General features: G+C 40.0%; 11 protein-coding genes. All 11 read right to left on the bottom strand.

Annotated features, from left to right (window positions below; genetic code table 11):
* Positions 1 to 93: 93 nt before the first annotated feature.
* Positions 94 to 7,293, bottom strand: coding sequence for a T9SS outer membrane translocon Sov/SprA (sov, locus tag AC0IWE_RS23275; protein WP_471794941.1), 7,200 nt, complete (start codon positions 7,291 to 7,293; stop codon positions 94 to 96).
* A gap of 11 nt (positions 7,294 to 7,304) precedes the next feature.
* Positions 7,305 to 7,889: a Holliday junction branch migration protein RuvA gene (gene ruvA / locus AC0IWE_RS23270; protein ID WP_055910579.1), complete on the bottom strand. Its 585-nt coding sequence runs from the start codon at positions 7,887 to 7,889 to the stop codon at positions 7,305 to 7,307.
* Between the two features lie 6 nt (positions 7,890 to 7,895).
* Entirely contained in the window at positions 7,896 to 10,217 is a 2,322-nt protein-coding gene (locus tag AC0IWE_RS23265; RefSeq protein WP_055910582.1) for an NADP-dependent malic enzyme, read from the bottom strand.
* A 116-nt stretch (positions 10,218 to 10,333) separates the two neighbouring features.
* Positions 10,334 to 11,134, bottom strand: a complete 801-nt coding sequence (locus AC0IWE_RS23260) for a Fic family protein (RefSeq protein WP_471794940.1) — start codon at positions 11,132 to 11,134, stop codon at positions 10,334 to 10,336.
* A 108-nt stretch (positions 11,135 to 11,242) separates the two neighbouring features.
* The gene (locus tag AC0IWE_RS23255; RefSeq protein WP_471794939.1) at positions 11,243 to 12,646 is read right to left on the bottom strand and encodes a lytic transglycosylase domain-containing protein; all 1,404 of its coding nucleotides are present in this window, start codon (positions 12,644 to 12,646) and stop codon (positions 11,243 to 11,245) included.
* 122 nt (positions 12,647 to 12,768) lie between these two features.
* Positions 12,769 to 14,187, bottom strand: coding sequence for an Asp-tRNA(Asn)/Glu-tRNA(Gln) amidotransferase subunit GatA (gatA, locus tag AC0IWE_RS23250; RefSeq protein WP_471794938.1), 1,419 nt, complete (start codon positions 14,185 to 14,187; stop codon positions 12,769 to 12,771).
* Between the two features lie 18 nt (positions 14,188 to 14,205).
* Entirely contained in the window at positions 14,206 to 14,406 is a 201-nt protein-coding gene (locus AC0IWE_RS23245) for a Sec-independent protein translocase subunit TatA/TatB (RefSeq protein WP_029287719.1), read from the bottom strand.
* Between the two features lie 11 nt (positions 14,407 to 14,417).
* Positions 14,418 to 14,780, bottom strand: a complete 363-nt coding sequence (locus AC0IWE_RS23240) for a Sec-independent protein translocase subunit TatA/TatB (RefSeq protein WP_055910593.1) — start codon at positions 14,778 to 14,780, stop codon at positions 14,418 to 14,420.
* Positions 14,781 to 14,826: 46 nt separating this feature from the next.
* The gene (locus AC0IWE_RS23235) at positions 14,827 to 15,921 is read right to left on the bottom strand and encodes a murein hydrolase activator EnvC family protein (protein ID WP_471794937.1); all 1,095 of its coding nucleotides are present in this window, start codon (positions 15,919 to 15,921) and stop codon (positions 14,827 to 14,829) included.
* A 384-nt stretch (positions 15,922 to 16,305) separates the two neighbouring features.
* Positions 16,306 to 17,097, bottom strand: coding sequence for a lipoprotein insertase outer membrane protein LolB1 (lolB1, locus tag AC0IWE_RS23230; RefSeq protein WP_471794936.1), 792 nt, complete (start codon positions 17,095 to 17,097; stop codon positions 16,306 to 16,308).
* Complete coding sequence (locus AC0IWE_RS23225; protein WP_471794935.1) at positions 17,075 to 18,772, bottom strand: tetratricopeptide repeat protein; 1,698 nt, start codon at positions 18,770 to 18,772, stop codon at positions 17,075 to 17,077. The genes lolB1 and AC0IWE_RS23225 overlap by 23 nt, the downstream gene beginning before the upstream one ends.
* Between the last annotated feature and the right edge of the window lie 18 nt (positions 18,773 to 18,790).

Raw genomic sequence — 18,790 nt, 5'->3', positions numbered from 1 at the left:
GAATATTTGCTTTCCTGGACTCTAAGAAGGATTTATTTAAGTAAAATTTTAGCTTTTATAACGCAACTTCTTCCCAATATCAGCTGTATCCGGTTAATTTAACGTAAACCTTAAGCTAAAGCCAAAATTACTGAACGAGGTATTAAAAGTTTGTGAAGTATATGGTTTTGTAATGTTCGAATCGTAAAACAATTTGATATTAAATTTCTGATTCAACACATAATCGACACTTGGCCTCAAGGTAATGTTCTTCGCTCCTGATGATACTTCCGCTTCGGTAACATCGGCCCGGTAAATTACGGTTTTATTATCACGAATGGCTACATCCAATTTAAAATCCATATTATTATCCATTTTAAGGCTTTTAAACCATCCAAACGGAAAACGGAATTTATTGGTACGATAACCCAAACCCAATACCATATTGTTTTCTGATAATTGTGCCAGCTGACTGTTTGATAAACTCAGGCCGAGCAACCTCGAACGGTTTAATTCAAAAGATGCTGTAAGGTTATTTTTAAACCTGGTATCAACACCGATCAGTGGTGAAAAATATTCGGAAATGGTTACCTGTGCAAACTGGTATTCGGGCAAAAAGTTGTTGTTCACATCCCTGCTGCTTACCCCACCATTGGTTTCCTGATAACGCAGCAATGAATTAAATCCATTGATATTATAAGCAGAACGGTAACCATGCCTGATATCTACTGATGAAAATTTATCGGCAATAAAAGGAATCCGCGTTAAACCGCTATAGGTTAAGCTCCAGTTCGGAAGCGGTATTTTCGGGAAAGCATTCATTTTTGTTTTACCAGCATCCTTACCAGAATATGCCGCCATAAATGCAGAAATAATTACATCCTGACTCTCTTTGCCATAACCATCGGCAAAACCGCTGTTAACGCCCGAAGAATTTGGATTTTGTGCACCCAACCTTCTTGAAATAATAATCCTGTTGGCCATAAACTGGTTAAACAAAGAAGAAACCGTGCTCGAATTGCTTTCTTTAAAGGCAGTACCCAGGGCAATGTACGAAACGCTATAATCGCCTGTTGTAATGGCACTTAAATTCTCGAATGATGATGCACTTGCCACATACCTGAAGTTGGTAGAAAAATTTCTGGTTTGCGCTTTATTCGCTTTTAAAGTGATCCGTAAATCTTTAAAAGGCTCAACCTGGCCGGTAAGCTGTAAATCTTCGCGGAGTGTGTTCACATAAAGCTGAGTCTGCAAAGTATCTGTAGTTAACCAGCCATTGTTCAATGCCATTTCACGGATATCGCGCTGACTGCCGAAAGCGAAACCTAAACCTGGGGCTCCGGTAGCATTGTCAATACCGAAATACTTGGTTGTTGGCAGATAGCCAGGCAAGAAAATACCTTTTGTTTGTACAAAACTAGCATTTACATTTTTCAAACTCGTTAACAAATTAATGAAAAAGTTCTTGGCGCCGCCGCCATCCTGGTCATTACCCGCGTTGCGGATAAAACCAAATTTATTGTACAGCGTTGTTAAGTTTAGAGTAGGATTTACCTGAACCGTTCTGCTGTTTTGAACCGTATTTCCAAGGTTAATGTTTGGATCGCGCAGGGTAGAAAGCGGCTCGGTTTGCCAGTTAAAGTTGGTGCCATAACGGGTTTTTACCGTAACCCAGTTTAGCCCTGGTATTTTATCGATCGGCAGATTATAGGTTACATTTAGGTTGTGGTTATAATCGGTAGTCCGGCCCAACCGTTTTAAATTTTCCCAAACCGTATCCCGTTTCAATCCTTCAATCCTACCGTCGGGTTCGTCTATAATGGAATAGTTTGTCGCGTTAAAATCCAGTTGTAACGAACGGGTTAGGTTCCAGGCGATACCATAAATCCTGCTCATGGTAAAGTTCTTATTAAAGGTAGTACCATAACCACTCTGGTAAACCCCTATGGTGTTGTTAGGATCGTTATTTCTTAAGGTATTTTCTGAGTACAAACGGTCTACATCAATTCTGAAATTGATTGCACTCGGAAAAATACTAAAGTTAAAATCCTTTAATAAGGCAAGCATGTTAGACTTAATAATTTTTTCGAAAGGGGCAATGGTTTTGGCTTCTTTTGAATAGCTGTATTGTAATGATGCCCTGTAAGTATTCTGTATGCTGCTTTGATTGATAAAATCGCGGTGGTTGTACTGTGTGTAAGCATAACTTGCCGAAAAGTTTTCAATATCCCAAAGGTGTATGGGTTTACTGTTGTTTACACGGTCTTTCCTTACGTTGGTAAAGTTGATCCCTCTCCTAACGGTGTAATCCTGTGCAAAATTCAGGATTGAATCTTTTTGGGCCTTGGTTGATTGATCCAAAGCATTTTTCAGCTCAATATCCGGAGTTCTTGGGTTGTACTGTGGTGTTGAAACCTGTTTGGAATAACTTACAAACATCGGAATTTTAACCCCTGATTTTTGTGGAAGGAATTTACCAAGTTCCATGGCCGAAGAAACATCCAACAGCACATTATCCGCACGGTTTCTTTCACTCACTTTCGAATCTATAGAACCAAAACCGATAGTGGATTTACTACCGGAGATATTTACATCTGCAAAATCTGCAAGCTTCAAATTCAGTCTGCCTGTTGCTGCCCATCCACCTTTTTCATCAAACTCGGTCAACCTTAACTCATTGAACCAAACCAGCGCATTTTTATCCTGGCCATCATCCCTAGCCCCATCAGTAACGGTACGCAAAGGGTTTTTAATCCCCACCATATACACCCTAACCTTGCTCATGTCGGGCTGCCCTTTTACAACTATGGTTCTCAATCCGTCGGTATAGGTAAATGGTACATTGGTAGGCCAAGGCTGTCCGTTTGCCTGTTTTGCTACGTTACGGGCCAACTTTGCGTTTTGGAAAAGCGTCAGATCAATATCCATTCTATTGGCTTCCGGCCAGATGGCATCAGGATCGCTGGTACCCGGGTTGGTAACCTTTAAAGGCATTACATATTCGTAATAATTATCCTGGTTATCGGTTCCGATCCTTAAAAATGCCGAAACATCATTATCATTTAACAATTGATTATTAATGGCCTCTGCATGAACGAACATCTCTAAATGTTTGTAAGATCTAAAATCGCTGTACGCAGTTTTAAATGCCGCCCGGCTATAACCATCCCTTAAATTTTTCACACTCACTGAGAGCGATTGTTCATTCAGCCTGGTATCGCCACGGTAATTGCTATAATCACGTTCGCGCAAAATACCCGGAGGAGTTACATAAGGGATAGGCGAACGTTTACCATTTTCTTCAATATTAACAGTTGAAACTTCGATGGTAGAATTATCAGGGGTTAAGGCTGGCAATGATGGATCAACAATTACCTGCGCGGCAACATTTGATGCATTATACTCTCTCCATTCACCACGGATAAGCTGCAGCTTTGCAAAACGCATAATCGCGGTATCAGCAAAATTGGTCATAAACATCCTGAAAAAACGGATTGATTTAAAATCCTGAATTCCACCAACCTTATCTTGATATTGCCCGATTGGAATCCTGAACTGGTACCATGAAACAGCCTGTGTATTTCCGTTGGCCAGTTTTACCTGAGAGGTTACTTTATCGGTAATAAAATTCTGTCCAACGTTTAAATCTCCCGGACGGATGGAAACTTTATATTGAAAGTATTCATCACTTTGGGTCATGTTGTTGTCGCGGTTAATATCCTCACCATCCGGCAATGAAGTAGAAGCCGAATTTTCGAGCCCTAATTCTTCCTGCGATTGTTGTGAGGTTTTCGAGTTGCCCTCAGTTCCATTGTATTTCTCATACCGTTTAAGAATTCCTGCATTGATCTGATCTAAAGCCGGCCCTCTGAAATAAGCATAATTATCTGATGATGGATCCGCATCAAGCGCAGTAGAAGCAGTAGCATTCAACTGGCCTTTAATCTGTGTAATGGCCGCAGCAAACTTAATTTTTTCATCCGCATCCGATAGTCCATCCAAACCTACATCCTGCGCCCTGCGTGCGTTGGCATTGTTATCAAACGCCTGCACAACCGGCTGTAATTTTGGTACACGGCCCCATGCAGTTTCATCATATTTGGTGGGATCGTTTATGGCCGGCAAGCCGTTCTCCAACGATTTTCTTCCATCTTTAAGAATATCTTCTGAGATATTTCCTAAATTGAAATACATATCACCACCTGCAGAATTCGGTTTATAGATGAATGGATCCATTACCCAAAACTCAATAAAGCCAACATTCAGTGCTTCAAAATCGTTGGTTTCAATCTTACGCTGAAAACCGCCCCAGTTATTTCTTGGTTGCAGCAAGCTTCCATCCGGCCTGAAATCGGTGGTACGGAAATTATATGGCCCCCTAACCGTAGGGTAATATGCCACATCAAAAGTGGTAATGTTTAATGCCTGTCCGGTTGCAGTTTCTTTAAAAGGAAAAACCTCCTGCTCAATTACCTCTCTTACATAGTGATTGGAAAGTTCTGAGCGGTTGCCCCTGATATTGGCCGGTGTAGTTGAGGCCGCCGAGTTGTAAAACGTAGGGTCTATATTATAAAAGGCAATTCTTGCGCGGTTGTAACCATACGATAAATCATTGGACTTATCGTACTCGGAAAAAAGTTGTGGCGTACCTGATAACTGCCAGGCAATGGCACTTTTTAAATCGATTACCGACCGCGATGCTTCAAAATCATCAAGATAACTTACCCCATTTTTACTTCCTGCAAAATTAAGTGCTCGTGGGTGGCCCGGAATCAGTTGTGCAAATTCACCGTAAAAGGTTACACTGGATGGGGCTTTGGTAGAAATAAACGGCAACTTATCTACCATTTTAGTTAAAAACCGCGATGGTGAGCTGTAATTGATATCTGCTCCCCAAATGGTATTCGAAATTGGCTCTTCACCAATATTTACTTTTTGGGTTAATGGTTTTTCGGTGAGGTTCATGATCGTTCCACCCAGGTTCAGCTTGTTGTTTACGCGGTAATCCAAACGGGTTCCAAAAAGCGACCTTTGCTGCAAGCCAAAAAGCTCATTGTTTTCTGTGGTAATCCTGATGGGCTGACCGGAAACCAAAAGTGCCTGATTAATAATGCTCACCCGGCCTCCCTGGTAATCAACTGTAAAATCCACACCTTCCGTTAGTGGCATAGTTCCTGCAAAAACCTTTACAGATCCTTCAGGAACATTGATTGCATTTAAACTGAATTCAGAGGAAATATCGGATTGATAATTTACCTTAATAATGTACCTGTTCTGATTTTGAAACAACTGCTTGGCAATGGTTTGTGTAGAATCGTAAAGTGCAGTAAAGGTATATTTATTGATCAAGGCCTGTTCACTTGGTAAAAACCTTGCTGCCAAATCTTTACCAAAAGGTTCAATCACCGGAAAAATAATCCTTCCATTTGCCGGATCAATGGTAATATATCCCGAATTGGTGTTGGTAACCAATGATGTTTGCCCATTACTGCCCACCCCGAACATACTGGCCTGGTTGGCATTACTTGCGGTAGAGTAAGAACCAAAAGCATTATTTGCGGCCACAAAATCGAAAATACCATCCGGTTTGCGTTCATTTTGCTGGTTTAACCTGTCAAACTCCGTTAAGGCAATCCATTGCTTATTGGCCGTATTCTGTCCTTCGGTCATTACCGGGTTATCCACACCGGTTTCATTATCAATGCGGTAAATATCCAGTTTAAAATTCTGACTGCTGATCTGATATCCTCCGATAGAGTAAATATTTTTCATCATCAGATCCCAGGTAGGAAGTTGAATTTTTGTGGTTTCGTTCTTTAAAAGTTTTGCAAAAAGCACCTTTGGATTTGCAGCATCGAAAGTAACATCGGTAGAAAACTCACCCACCTGATACTCTACACCATTATAAGTATAACGGTAGGCAACAGCCAACACCTCATCGGCATTTAAAGGATTGTTTAATGATAGATAACCCAGTTGAGGCTGGAAAGTAAACTCGCGCTCGGTTAACTTCCTGGCATAAATAAGTTTGGCAAAGTTATCGGTATTGCTGCTATTGGCCGGGGTGGTTTGAAAGAAAGAAAGTACAGCATTGGAATTTGTTTGTCTGATTGCCCCGCCCTGGTAAGCATTTAATTGTGCAATAAGGTTGTTAGATTGTTGTGAAAAACCTGTAGCGGTAGTTCCGGCAGGCAAACCCGAAGTTCCACCGGTAAGCAAAGATGTGTTGAAAGGAACATTTTCTCCCAAATCCATTAAACCCAATACATCTCGTGAATCGTTGGTATTTCCAGCTTTATTGGTAATCCAAACCTCTATTTTGGTAATCTGGATCGGCGAGGTAATAATTGGGGCATTAGCCAGGTTTTTATTGTAATTATTTCTAAAATACTGCGATAGGAAATAGTGCTTATTGGCCTCGTAACTATCGATATTTACGGTTGTGGTATTTTGCTGCGCACCATTGGTAATCTTAATCTCCCTTGATTCTGATTTCTGCTGAGTGTATACACTGGTCACATTCAACCGCCCGAATTTCAGCTGTGTCTTAATCCCGAAAAGTGCCTGCGTTCCGGTAATCAGTGAAGTATTTAAAGGCAAACTTACGTTACCTGCCTCAATCTTCTGGATAATATCATCCGGCCCCCCTGTATAATCCAGTTTAATCTGGTTTTCAAAATCGAACTGAGCCTCAGTATTGTAATTACTTTTAATTTTTAGTTTTGTTCCGATATTTCCAACCAGGTCCATCTGGATCCTTTGGTTAAAATCGAAATTTGTCTGCACCCGTTGCCTTTCGTTAAAAAGCGGATTTTCATTTTTATTCACCCTGCCTAAAAAGGTAAGTTCGGCTTCACCACGGGGTTGGATATCGATGGTAGTTCCACCAAATAATTTTTCGAATGCTTTACTGTTTACCTGAATCTGCGGAATAATACCAGTGCTTCTGTAATCGCTTACCTCGGCATTCGATATACTGCGCCAATTGCCGCGTTTGATCTCACTGCTAACCAGACGCTGGTATTCATCAATCGTTAAATATTGAGTATTTAAAACAAAATTATCTCCTATGAGTTCTTTAACTACATAGCGTTTATTTTTAGCATCGTATTCTACAACGCGCTTTAAATTACTTGGAGATGGATAAAAAGGATTAACAGCTGGACTGAGGCCCAAACGTTCTTTTTCTTTTAAACCAAAATTATTTTTTGGCTTAATTGTATCCACCTTGCTTGGAACAACTTGAGTGTAAGCGTTTTGAGAAGCAATTAAAAAAAGAGGAATGAGAAACAGAAATGTAGATATTCTCTTCAAAGGCAGTAGATCTATAAAGTTTTTAAAGCATGTTTAATTAATTGCTCTACCGAAAGCGTTCCCTCTGTCACTTTTAATATCTGGTCTATAGTTTTTTCGGCGGTTTGTTTGGCGAATCCGAGCATTACCAATGCTGATAACGCTTCATCTTTCACAGTATTGTGTTGAGGCATAGAAATTAATGAATCTACACCTTCCTTTTTTAATTTATCCTGAAGCTCTAAAACCAGGCGTTGTGCGGTTTTTGCGCCCAGACCCTTAATCCGCTGAATTAAAGGCAAATCTGCCTTAACAATTGCGGTTTGTATCTCTACGGGGGTAATGGAAGATAAAATCATCCTGCCTGTATTCGGCCCAATGCCCGTTACCGATATCAAGTGTAAAAATAAACGGCGTTCGCCTTCATCAGCGAAGCCGTATAATGTGTGTGCATCTTCTTTTACATGTAGCCAGGTGTAGAGTTTACACCTTTCAGCATCGCCTAAAGCGCTATATGTGTTTAAAGATATGTTAATATGATAGCCTATACCTCCGGCTTCAACCACAACATAAGCCGGGTTTTTAAATGTCAATTTACCATCAATATAGGCGTACATGTAATGCTACTTTTTAGTTGTTTTTCCAAATATACCTTTTCGTTTTGATGTTGCAATTTCTTCTTTTGCCTGCACATCTACAACAGCAATGGTTACCATATTAACGATTTCGCGTACAGAACTACCTAATTGAACAATATGAACAGGTTTATTCAACCCTAAAAGGATCGGACCAACCGCCTCGGCCCCTCCAAGTTCTTGTAACAATTTGTATGCAATGTTTCCAGATTCGAGATTTGGGAACACCAAAGTATTCGCCGGAGCATCTGCCAGGGTGCTGAAAGGGAAATTATCCTGCAGCAATTCATTGTTAATGGCAAAGTTTCCCTGCATCTCCCCGTCTACCACAATCTCAGGATGGTTTTTATGAAGAAGGTTTACCGTTTCCCTTACTTTATTTGGTGTTACCCCATCATTCGAACCAAAATTTGAATAAGATAATAAGGCAATACGCGGTTTGATGTTAAACTGCTTAACAGATTTATCGATCAGTAAGGTAATATCCACCAGTTCTTCTGCCGTTGGATCTACGTTTACTGTGGTATCGCCAAAGAAAACGGGCCCCTTTTTGGTCATCATCATATACATACCAGCCACACGTTTTACGCCTGGCTCTACCCCGATTACCTGCAAAGCAGGCTTAATGGTAGCACCATAATTCTTGGTCAAACCCGAAATCATGGCATCGGCCTCGCCAAACTCCACCATCGATGCACCATAGTAGTTACGGTCTCTCAATAATTTAGTGGCATCGCGCATAGAAGAAACACCCTTACGCTGACGTTTTTTAAATAATGCTTCTGCATATTGTTTGGTCTTGTCAGGGTTCTGCATCTGATCGATAATCTCTACCCCATCTAGCTCCAGTGCATGTTCATCGATAATTGCCTGGATTTTTTCTTTATTTCCCAAAAGAATTGGAATAGCGATGTTATCATCTTTTACAATCTGGGCAGCCTTTAAAATTTTGTAGTTATCTGCCTCAGCAAATACCACACGTTTAGGATCCATCTTCGCTTTGGTGGTTACCGCCCTCATAATGGCATCATCCAGGCCTAAACGTTTTCTTAATTCTTCATTATAGGCATCCCAATCGGTAATGATTTTTCTGGCCACGCCGCTCTCAATCGCTGCTTTTGCTACCGCTGTTGATACTTCCGTAATCAGCCTGAAATCAACTGGTTTTGGAATAATATAATCGCGCCCAAATTTTAAGTTACGGGCATTGTAAGCTAAGTTTACAGCTTCTGGAACCGATTTTTTAGCCAGTTCTGCAATTGCCTTAACCGCAGCAATTTTCATGGCTTCATTGATGCTGGTTGCCCTAACATCTAACGCTCCCCTGAAAATATAAGGAAAACCCAGCACGTTGTTCACCTGGTTGGGATAATCAGAACGGCCCGTAGCCATAATAATGTCCTTACGTGTTTTAATGGCCAGTTCATAAGCAATCTCAGGATTTGGATTGGCCATGGCAAAAACAATCGGGTTTTTAGCCATCCCCACCAACATATCCGGAGAAATAACGTTGGCAGCCGAAAGTCCGATAAAAACATCGGCACCCTTCATCGCCTCTCCAATATTAGAAATGCCTTTTCTGGTGGTGGCAAAGCTCATGCGGATATCATCCAGATCGGTACGGTGAATATCAATCAATCCATTGATATCAAACATAACCAGGTTTTCTTTTTTAACCCCTAAACTGAGGTACATTTTAGAGCAGGAAACAGCTGCCGCGCCGGCGCCACTTACCACAACCTGAATTTTATCTATTTTCTTTTTCTGAATTTCGCAGGCATTTAGCAAGGCTGCACCAGAAATAATGGCTGTTCCATGCTGATCATCATGCATTACAGGAATGTTCATTTCCTGCTTTAAACGCCTTTCAATTTCAAAACATTCTGGTGCTTTAATATCTTCAAGGTTAATCCCTCCGAAAGTGGGCTCCAAAGCCTTAACAATTTTCACAAAATCATCTACATTTTCGGTATCCAGCTCCAAATCGAATACATCAATATCAGAAAATATTTTAAATAAAAGGCCTTTACCTTCCATTACCGGCTTGCCGGCTTCCGGACCGATATTGCCCAGGCCTAAAACCGCTGTTCCATTACTGATTACAGCAACTAAATTACCCTTTGCGGTATATTTATAAACATCATCTTTATTATTTGCTATTTTTAAACAAGGCTCAGCAACTCCTGGAGAGTATGCCAGGGTTAAATCCCTTTGCGATGTTGTAGGTTTAGTGGGTACTACTTGTATCTTTCCCGGACGGCCTTGCGAGTGGTAATCCAACGCATCTTGCTTTCTATTCGTATTACTCATTAAGTAACTTATTAGTGACGCTGCAAAGGTACAATTCTTTTTATGAGGCTTAAAATAAAAGCCGTTCAAAAAAAGTTAAATAAGAATAATTGAGCAATATAGGAAAGGAGATTCCCCTACTGGTTCCTTTTTCTGGGCTGGAAGTTCATCTCGAAGTTTTGGGTTAGGTTTTTTTTCTGTTCGATCTCCCTATTCATCCTTTCGATGGCTAAATTGGCAAAATAGACCGTTAATATGCTATTGTCCCTATGTTTATCAGATAGTTTAAGTGCTTCGATATAGGCAGCTTTATCAACTGCTTTTATAATCAGATGTGGTTGCTTAAACCTGGCTAGAATGTAATTGGAAATCAATCTTCCTACACGGCCGTTACCATCGGGAAAAGGATGGAGATAGATGAAAAACTTATGAAATCGTGCACTGATCTCCAATGGATGTAGTTTGCCACTGGCTATTGCATGTTCAGTTGAATCTAACAGTTCTGGCATTCTTTTAATACTAACTTCAAAATCGCCAAAAACCGTATCCCCAGCAGCCATTTGAGTTTGGGTATATTCTCCAGGATCGTAACCTTTGGTAAATTTGATCGTATTCTGAACAACTATTGCCTGGGTTTGCTTAACAAAAGATTCAGTTAAAGGTTTATCCAGGTTGTCGAATACAAACTCGTAAGCTTTAAAATGATCCAATATCTCATAAGCTTCAAAAAGAGAATGATTTTGAAGTTTGAGGCTCATTCCCTTTTCTTTTAGTTCCCTTGTCTCATCTACAGTAAATGAATTACCCTCAACAGCGCAACTGTGTGCAGAAAAAAGAATCTCGTTGTATTCGCGGAAATCAGCAATGCTAAAACTATCCGCAATAATTTTTTGATACGCTTTTACCGTCTTGTCGTAATTTAAAAGTAAATCATCCATATTGTAAAACTACAAAAGGAATTTTAATAAAAATCTAATTTTATCAGCGGCTAAAGTACAAGCTGAAATGCAGTGATAGAGTTCAGCGAAGATTTTATAGCAGGTTTATTACCCTTTACTAATTTTCAAAATCATACCCACTTGCAAACCCGCTTTAGACAGGCGGTTATCGCGACGGATTGTCTGCACGGTCGCACCATCAAATTTTTCAGCAATCTCCGATAAGGTATCGCCGGTTTTAACCGTATAACTTAAAAATGATGCTGGTGCCTTTAATGGTGTACGGTTTTTAGCATAAATTTTCAGCCTTTGTCCCGGTACTATTGTTTTACTTTTCAAACCGTTCCACACCCTTAAATCCTGTACCTCAACACCATATTTACTGGCTACAGCCGTTAAATTCTGACCGGCAGTAACTTTATGGTATACTACAGCAGAAACGGCCAGACTTTTACCTTTTTTCTTCCTTAAATCCCTTACATCATCAGTGCTGGCCTCTACAACCCTCATGTTTGCTTCAACTTCCTGATTATTTAACACATCATAAATACCCGCATAATCGATATCCTTCAGTTTGGGCATCACAATCCGTTTCGGTTCATCATCCGTACCGTTTACAATCTTTTTCTTATATGATGGATTTAACGCCATCATCGCTGCCTCTTCAATATTGAGCACCTTTGCCAGTGTAGATAAAGAAACAAAACGGGTGGTTTGAACGGTATCGGTTTTTAAAAACATGGTCGATGCCTGTGGGGTAATCTGATGCTTGCCAGAATAGTTCATTACATATACTGCAGCTATAAAAGCGGGCACATAATTTCTGGTTTCTTTAGGTAAAAACTGTCTGATTACCCAAAAATCCCTTGATCCTGCTTTTTCAATGGCCCTATTTACATTGCCTTTACCACAGTTATAGGCAGCAATGGCCAAAAGCCAATCTCCCAGTTCTTCAAATGCATCCCTAAAATAAGCTGCGGCAGCATAACTGGCCTGAATAGGATCTTTCCGTTCATCAACAAAATTATCCATTTTTAAGCCATAGGCTTTACCCGTACCAAACATAAACTGCCAGATCCCTGTTGCGCCAACTCTGGAAATGGCATGTGGGTTCATCTGTGATTCTACAATCGTTAAATATTTAATTTCCTGCGGAATGTTATAATCTTTTAAAGCCTTATCAAAAATCGGGAAATAATAACTCGATAAACCAATCATTTTGCCAAACATATCCTTACGCTTCGCATAAATATCAATGTACTGCTGTACGTATTCGTTGTAAGGAAGTGGAACTGTTTTCGCGATGGAATCAAGCCTGAGCTTATAGATAAAGTTCTGTCCCATGGTTAACGGGTTTTCAGAAACTGAAGGAACCGCTACAGTATCGGTATTGATAAAAATGTTGTTGTGTACCTTCGGGAGACTATCTAATCTAAGTGTTTGTTGCGCAGAAGCGGAAGAAATATATCCTAAGCAGGCACAAATTGAAGCAAAAAGTAATTTTTTAATCATGGGCTATTGGTTTATTCAGTACCGCCATTCCGAACCTGATTCAGAATCTATTGTATAGATGCCAGTCCTGAAAACATCAGGACGGCATGGCAGTTACTGCACACAGCTCAAAGAGCTAATGCCTATTTTAAAAAAGCCTGAGAAAAAGCCAAAAGCTTATCTTCCTCAAAATGTTTGGCTGTAAATTGAATACTTAACGGCAAATCATCATTATTATTGCCTAAAGGCAAAGCAATTGCCGGGTTACCGCTTAAAGATGGCAATACCGTAAATATATCGGCCATGTACATCACCAGCGCATCCTGTAGGTTATCCCCGATTTTAAAAGCAGTTGTAGGTGCCACAGGAGAAAGAATTAAATCATAATCCTGAAATAACCCATCCATTTTTTCTCTTATTAAACGCCTTACCTGCTGCGCTTTCTGATAATAAGCATCATAATATCCGGCACTTAACACAAAAGTTCCTAAAAGGATCCTGCGCTTCACTTCCTCTCCAAATCCCTCTGCCCTTGATAGCTTATAAAGTTCGTTTAAAGACTTTGCTTCCAGGTTACGATGGCCATAATGCACCCCATCATACCTGGAAAGATTTGAGGAGGCCTCGGCTGTGGTTAAAATATAATAAGCAGGAACCAAATAATCCAAAAGATCGAAAGAAACATATTCAATCGTATGCCCATCTGCTTTCAGTTTATCAATTGATTTTAAAATTGCTGTTTTAATCTCAGGATCAAGCGCATCGCTTTCTATCGTTTCTTTTAAAACCGCTATTTTTTGTTTTTTATGTTCATTTAACTGAGCAGGATAGTCCGGAACGGCTAAGGGCGAAACTGTCGAATCGTAATCATCAGCACCAGCCAAAACCTGAAGAAGCAGGGCTGCATCCTCTACAGATGAAGTAATTGGGCCAACCTGATCAAAAGATGAAGCGTACGCAATAACACCATACCTGGAAATTCGGCCATAAGTTGGCTTTAATCCAATCTGACCGCAAAAAGCAGCCGGTTGGCGGACTGAACCTCCGGTATCGGTACCCAGAGCAGATAAACACATATCGGCCTGAACAGCTACAGCAGAACCTCCAGAAGATCCTCCCGGCACAAGTTCAGGATTTGCGGCATTTTTAACGGCTCCATAAAACGAAGTTTCGTTAGAACCGCCCATGGCAAATTCATCACAGTTTAACCGGCCGATAATGATGGCATCTTGCGCCAGTAAACGTTCTACAACCGTTGAGGAATATGGCGATACAAAGCCTTCGAGCATTTTTGAAGATGCAGTAACAATATGGTCTTTATAGCAGATATTATCTTTAATACCAATCACCATCCCTGCAAGTTTACCCGCAGTACCTTCTTCTATTTTTTGCTGTATCGCTTTCGCCTGAGCTTCGGCCGATAAAAAAAACACCTCATTAAATGCATTGAGGTGTTCATTTTTTTCAATTTGCTTAAAATAATAAGCCAATAAATCGGGTAAAGTTAATTGCTTTTGCGAAATAAGCGATTGTATCTCTTTAAGAGAGCTGTATTTCTTCAAAACTAAAATTTATTGCAATTAAACAGTTTTATCACGGTTAGATGGATCTACCTGTTCACCATCAACGCCATCTTTACCATCTTTAAATTCTTTAACACCTTTACCTAAACCTCTCATCAGTTCAGGAATTTTTTTACCACCAAATAATAACAATACCACTACTGCAATAATGATAATTTCTGGTGTTCCAAGCATTGCTGCTATTGTTGTATTTAACATGATTTTCTTGTTTAAACTTTTTCTTTGTCAGTTACAATTTTTTCGTCGGTAGGCTTGGCCAGGTCTATATGTGGCGCACTGGCCTCAACCTTTTCATCAACAGGTGTTTCTTCTGTCGGATGATGACGTTGGCTATGGTTATTTACAGCTGTTTCTTCCGCTTCTTCTTTATCTAAGTCCATAGCATTGATATTTCTGTGAATTTCACGCTTCACACCATCAGATGCATCTTTAAATTCTCTGATCCCTTTCCCCAGCCCTCTTGCAAGCTCAGGTAGCTTTTTACCACCGAACAACAATAAGACTACCACTAAAATGAGCACGATCTCCGATCCACCCATGTTTAAAAACTCTAATAACGTGCCTTGATACATCACTAATATAATTTATACAAATATATACATTTTAAAAACTATTCTTTTACTTACTAATCCAGGCCTCTGGATTCAATTTTGTCTGTCCCCTCATAATTTCGAAGTGCAGCTCGGCAACATCTCCTGAATTTGCAAGCACACCTATTGTTTGGCGGGTACTTACCTTATCTCCTTTGCTTACACTGGCCGATTTAAGGTTTTGATAAATGGTAAAATAATTACCATGCATTAAAATTACAACGTACTTACCATAAATAAGGCTTACTCCTAAAACCTCACCATCAAAAACCGCCCTCACTGCCGAACCTTCTGAGGCTGTAATGTTTACCCCCTCATTGTTCATAGATGCCTGATCTACCTTGTGAACACCAAAATGTTCGGTAATTGTTCCTGAAACAGGATATGGTAATCTACCACGGTTATTTTCAAATCCTGCTGCCAGTTTAGCCGAACCGGCATCGTTGGTAAGCAGTTCATTGGTACTCTTCTCTTTTGCTGCTGCCGGAGCTGCCGGTGCCGGCCTGTTTTCGGCTTTTGCTTTGGCTGCTGCCGCTCTTGCCTCAGCTGCTGCTTTAGCAGCAGCAATACGGGCCTCTTCTGCAGCTTTTCTTCTGGCTTCCTCAATTGCTCTCTGGATCGCCAAACGGATTGCCTTGTCAATCTGTACCTGTTGTTTTTTGCGGGTATTGATATCCTGCTTAAACTGAGATTCCTGCTTGCTTAAATTCTTTAAAACTACCGCCTGCTCACTTTTATCCTTACCCAGGCGCTCACGCTCCCTTTCCTGTTCTTTTAACAGATCACTTTTTTCCCGAAGTGTTTTATCAAGCACTTTAATCTTGCCATTTAAGTCTTGCTGTGTATTTTCGATATAACCAGCCTGTTTTTTGCGGTATTGGCTAAACTGCTGTAAATATTTTATTCTTTTATAAGCCTGGTTAAAATCTTTCGCTGCAAAAATGAACATCATCTTATCATAAGAGTTTCTGTTCCGTTGTGCAAAGCGGATCATTCCTGCATATTCCTTTTTAAGATCGCCTAACTGGCCTTGTAACGTATGTACGGTATTCGTGTTCTGAGAGATTTGGTTATCCAGATTTTTTATTTCAGAATTGATTGTACCAATTTTATCCTGGCGCAACCTGATCTGGGCATTTATCGCATTAATCTGTTGCAGGGTAAGTTTTTTACCACTGGCAGCCTTATTTAAATTCTTTTGAAGCTGTTCAATTTCGCGTTGTATAGCTTCTTTTTCCTTCTGAGCTGACTTTCAGTTTGTGCAACCGCCGAAAGGGTAAGCATGCTTAAAAAAAGGATAAATAGGAGTTTTTGTAGCTTCATTAAGCCAAAAGTATAAAAATTTTATAGTAAAAAGTATTAAAATCGAGATACAAAAGTCATAATCGCTTATTACAGAACTGTCTTCACTTAATCTTCATATAATGCAAATATTGCCATGGCAACCCTTGCAATGCAGCAGAATCACTTTGGCAACTCATTATAGATACCTAACCATAGTTAAGTCTTACTTTACAACTCCAAATCTCTTTGGTACATTAAACGGAAAATCAACAGGAACATTGCCATCAATTTTCACAAACTGGAGGTCGATATTTATTTTCTTGGCTTTAGATAGGGTTTTGATCTGTAGGGCACTTGGAAATAAGGATTCGTTTAATTTCTGATAGTCGGTATAGGTAACTTTTAATGCCTGACCATTTTTTACATCATTCAAATTTGTTTCCGCAACTTTTAAAAGCGTATTAAAAAGCAGTTTATAGTCAAGCTCAGATTTACTTCCCGAAACTACCCAGGCGCCGTTTTCCTGTTTAACATCCGATTGCTGGGTTAAAAACTCGCCCATGGCATTTCCGGTTAAAATGGCCTGTAAGGTATTAAAGTTGACCTGTTTATTGGTGAAATTATAAATATAGCTGAATGGTTTTTTCAAATATTCGCTTTTTGCCCTGTTCATAATCTTAATGCTATCAGGGGTAATCAATGCTCTTGCCGGCTCATATGCCCCGCCCAATGCCGTAATGCTAACCCAAATGATCTCTTTGTCCTTCATTCTGAAACTCATGGTTACATCATTCACATCGCCGGCAATATCCAAAGTAGCTTTGGCCTTTAAAGAAAGGGTATTGAATTTTAGCTGTTTGCTATTTAATAAGGTTAAGGCTTCTGCTTTTGAATTATCGGTTTTGGTTTCCACTTTGGTTGGAGGAGCTACCACAATTTCTTTCTTAGGCTTACAGGCCGATATAGAAACCACAACTCCCAACAGGGTTACGCTATTTAAAATACTTCTTTTCATTTATCTTTTTAATTAATACTTCCGAACCGTTTCCGGCATCCTTAGCCTTTTGCCACTGGATTAATGCCGCATCCTTTTCACCTTTCATAAAAAGAATATCTCCATATCGCTCCAGGTAAACACCGTTCTTATTGCTATTGTTTTGTAAGGCTTTTTCAATCCATGTTTTTGCCAGATCGTAATTTTGCTGCTTAAACAAAATAAAGGCATAAGTATCGGTAACCGATGGATTATCGGGCATACCGTTGGCTGCAGTTTCGGCATATTTGGCCGCTTTTGCCAGATCATCATTTTTTAAGGCCAGGTAATAGGCATAATTATTCATGATCAGGTAATTATCAGGCTCAAGTGATATTGCTTTTTCAAAAGCCGTTTTAGCTGAGGCAAAATTATTCTGATTGATATAAATATCGCCCTGCAAGGCATAAATCTGTGTCTGGAGGCTCTTGTTCTCCACATCCAATTGCAATGAGGTTTTTAAGTTGTTCTGGGCTGCATCATATTTACCTGTTTTAAACAAGGCATAAGCCATGTAATAATATAAACTGGCCTGATTGGGGTAAATGGTGAGGGCTTCATCACCAACTTTTACAGCTTCATCATAATGGCCCAGTAACGTCTGGATATTAATTACCTGTTCCCAAACCACATAAATCTGTTCATTGAGCTTTAAAGCAGCCTCATACTGCACCAAAGCATCCTTTAAATTATTCTGCTGGTACAACACATCGCCATAAAGTGCAAGTGCTTTAGCATCACCTGGATTTTTTTCTGCAACAAGCTTACTCAGTACGGTAACATTTTTAGCTACAACAGGCTGGTTAAGTTTAGAAAAAAGTGCGGCAATAATTTTAACTTTTTCAGTTAATGGCATTTCTGCACTTTCGAAAGCCAGCTTTAATGCCCCAAAGGCAGCATCATCATTTTTCTGCCGGCGGTAAATATCGGCCAGGGCAAGGTTTACCTCAAAATTATTTGGCTCCAACTGCTGTGCTTTGCTTAATACCTTTAATGCTTCAGGATCGTTTCCTTTTTGCAAAAGCAAACCTGCTGCGTATAAATAATTTTTTACATCGGCCTGGTTCCCCTCCAGTAGTTTAACAATATCACTCTCTGTTGCACTTCCATTTGCCTGAAACCGTTTTTTCGCATTTACCAAATCTCTCGATTCCCCAAATTTGGCACCAATTTCGTCATAAGTCTTTTTTGCTGCATCAAGCTGGTTGGCTAAAAACTGTGCGTTGGCCTTATCAAAATAATAAGCATCATTTTCTGGCTCAAGGCGGATCAGCTGATTAAATACCTCGATCAGTTCTGGCATTTTATTGTTTCGCTTATATACCTCTCCAAGTAGGCGCCAGTACCATAGGTTTTCGGCATTTAACTTAATGGCCTGTTTTATATTCTGCTCTGCCTCGTTTAGTTTGTCCAGGCGGAGATTTGCATTGGCCAGCTCGAAATAAGCGGGATGGTTATTAGGATCTAAACCTACAATTTTATTGAAATTAGTAGAAGCCAGCACATAATTTTCAGACATTTTCTCTCGCAGCCCCGCAAAAAACAACTGTTTTACCATGTTGCTATCACGGTTGCTGGCTGGCGCAATTATGCTTTGACCAAAGGCCTTGAAGCCAAACAAAGTAGCTCCGATAAGAAAATGTACTTTGTACTTCATATCATTTTATCCATCCAA

It is taken from the genome of Pedobacter sp. AC402 (genome assembly GCF_979252805.1).
This window is presented reverse-complemented; position numbering and strand designations above follow the sequence as displayed.

Bases quoted from the DNA above. Each gene is read 5' to 3' on its own strand.
- ruvA (WP_055910579.1), bottom strand. From the start codon at position 7,889: ATGTACGCCTATATTGATGGTAAATTGACATTTAAAAACCCGGCTTAT.
- AC0IWE_RS23265 (WP_055910582.1), bottom strand. From the start codon at position 10,217: ATGAGTAATACGAATAGAAAGCAAGATGCGTTGGATTACCACTCGCAA.
- AC0IWE_RS23260 (WP_471794940.1), bottom strand. From the start codon at position 11,134: ATGGATGATTTACTTTTAAATTACGACAAGACGGTAAAAGCGTATCAA.
- AC0IWE_RS23255 (WP_471794939.1), bottom strand. From the start codon at position 12,646: ATGATTAAAAAATTACTTTTTGCTTCAATTTGTGCCTGCTTAGGATAT.
- AC0IWE_RS23245 (WP_029287719.1), bottom strand. From the start codon at position 14,406: ATGTTAAATACAACAATAGCAGCAATGCTTGGAACACCAGAAATTATC.
- AC0IWE_RS23240 (WP_055910593.1), bottom strand. From the start codon at position 14,780: ATGTATCAAGGCACGTTATTAGAGTTTTTAAACATGGGTGGATCGGAG.
- lolB1 (WP_471794936.1), bottom strand. From the start codon at position 17,097: ATGAAAAGAAGTATTTTAAATAGCGTAACCCTGTTGGGAGTTGTGGTT.
- AC0IWE_RS23225 (WP_471794935.1), bottom strand. From the start codon at position 18,772: ATGAAGTACAAAGTACATTTTCTTATCGGAGCTACTTTGTTTGGCTTC.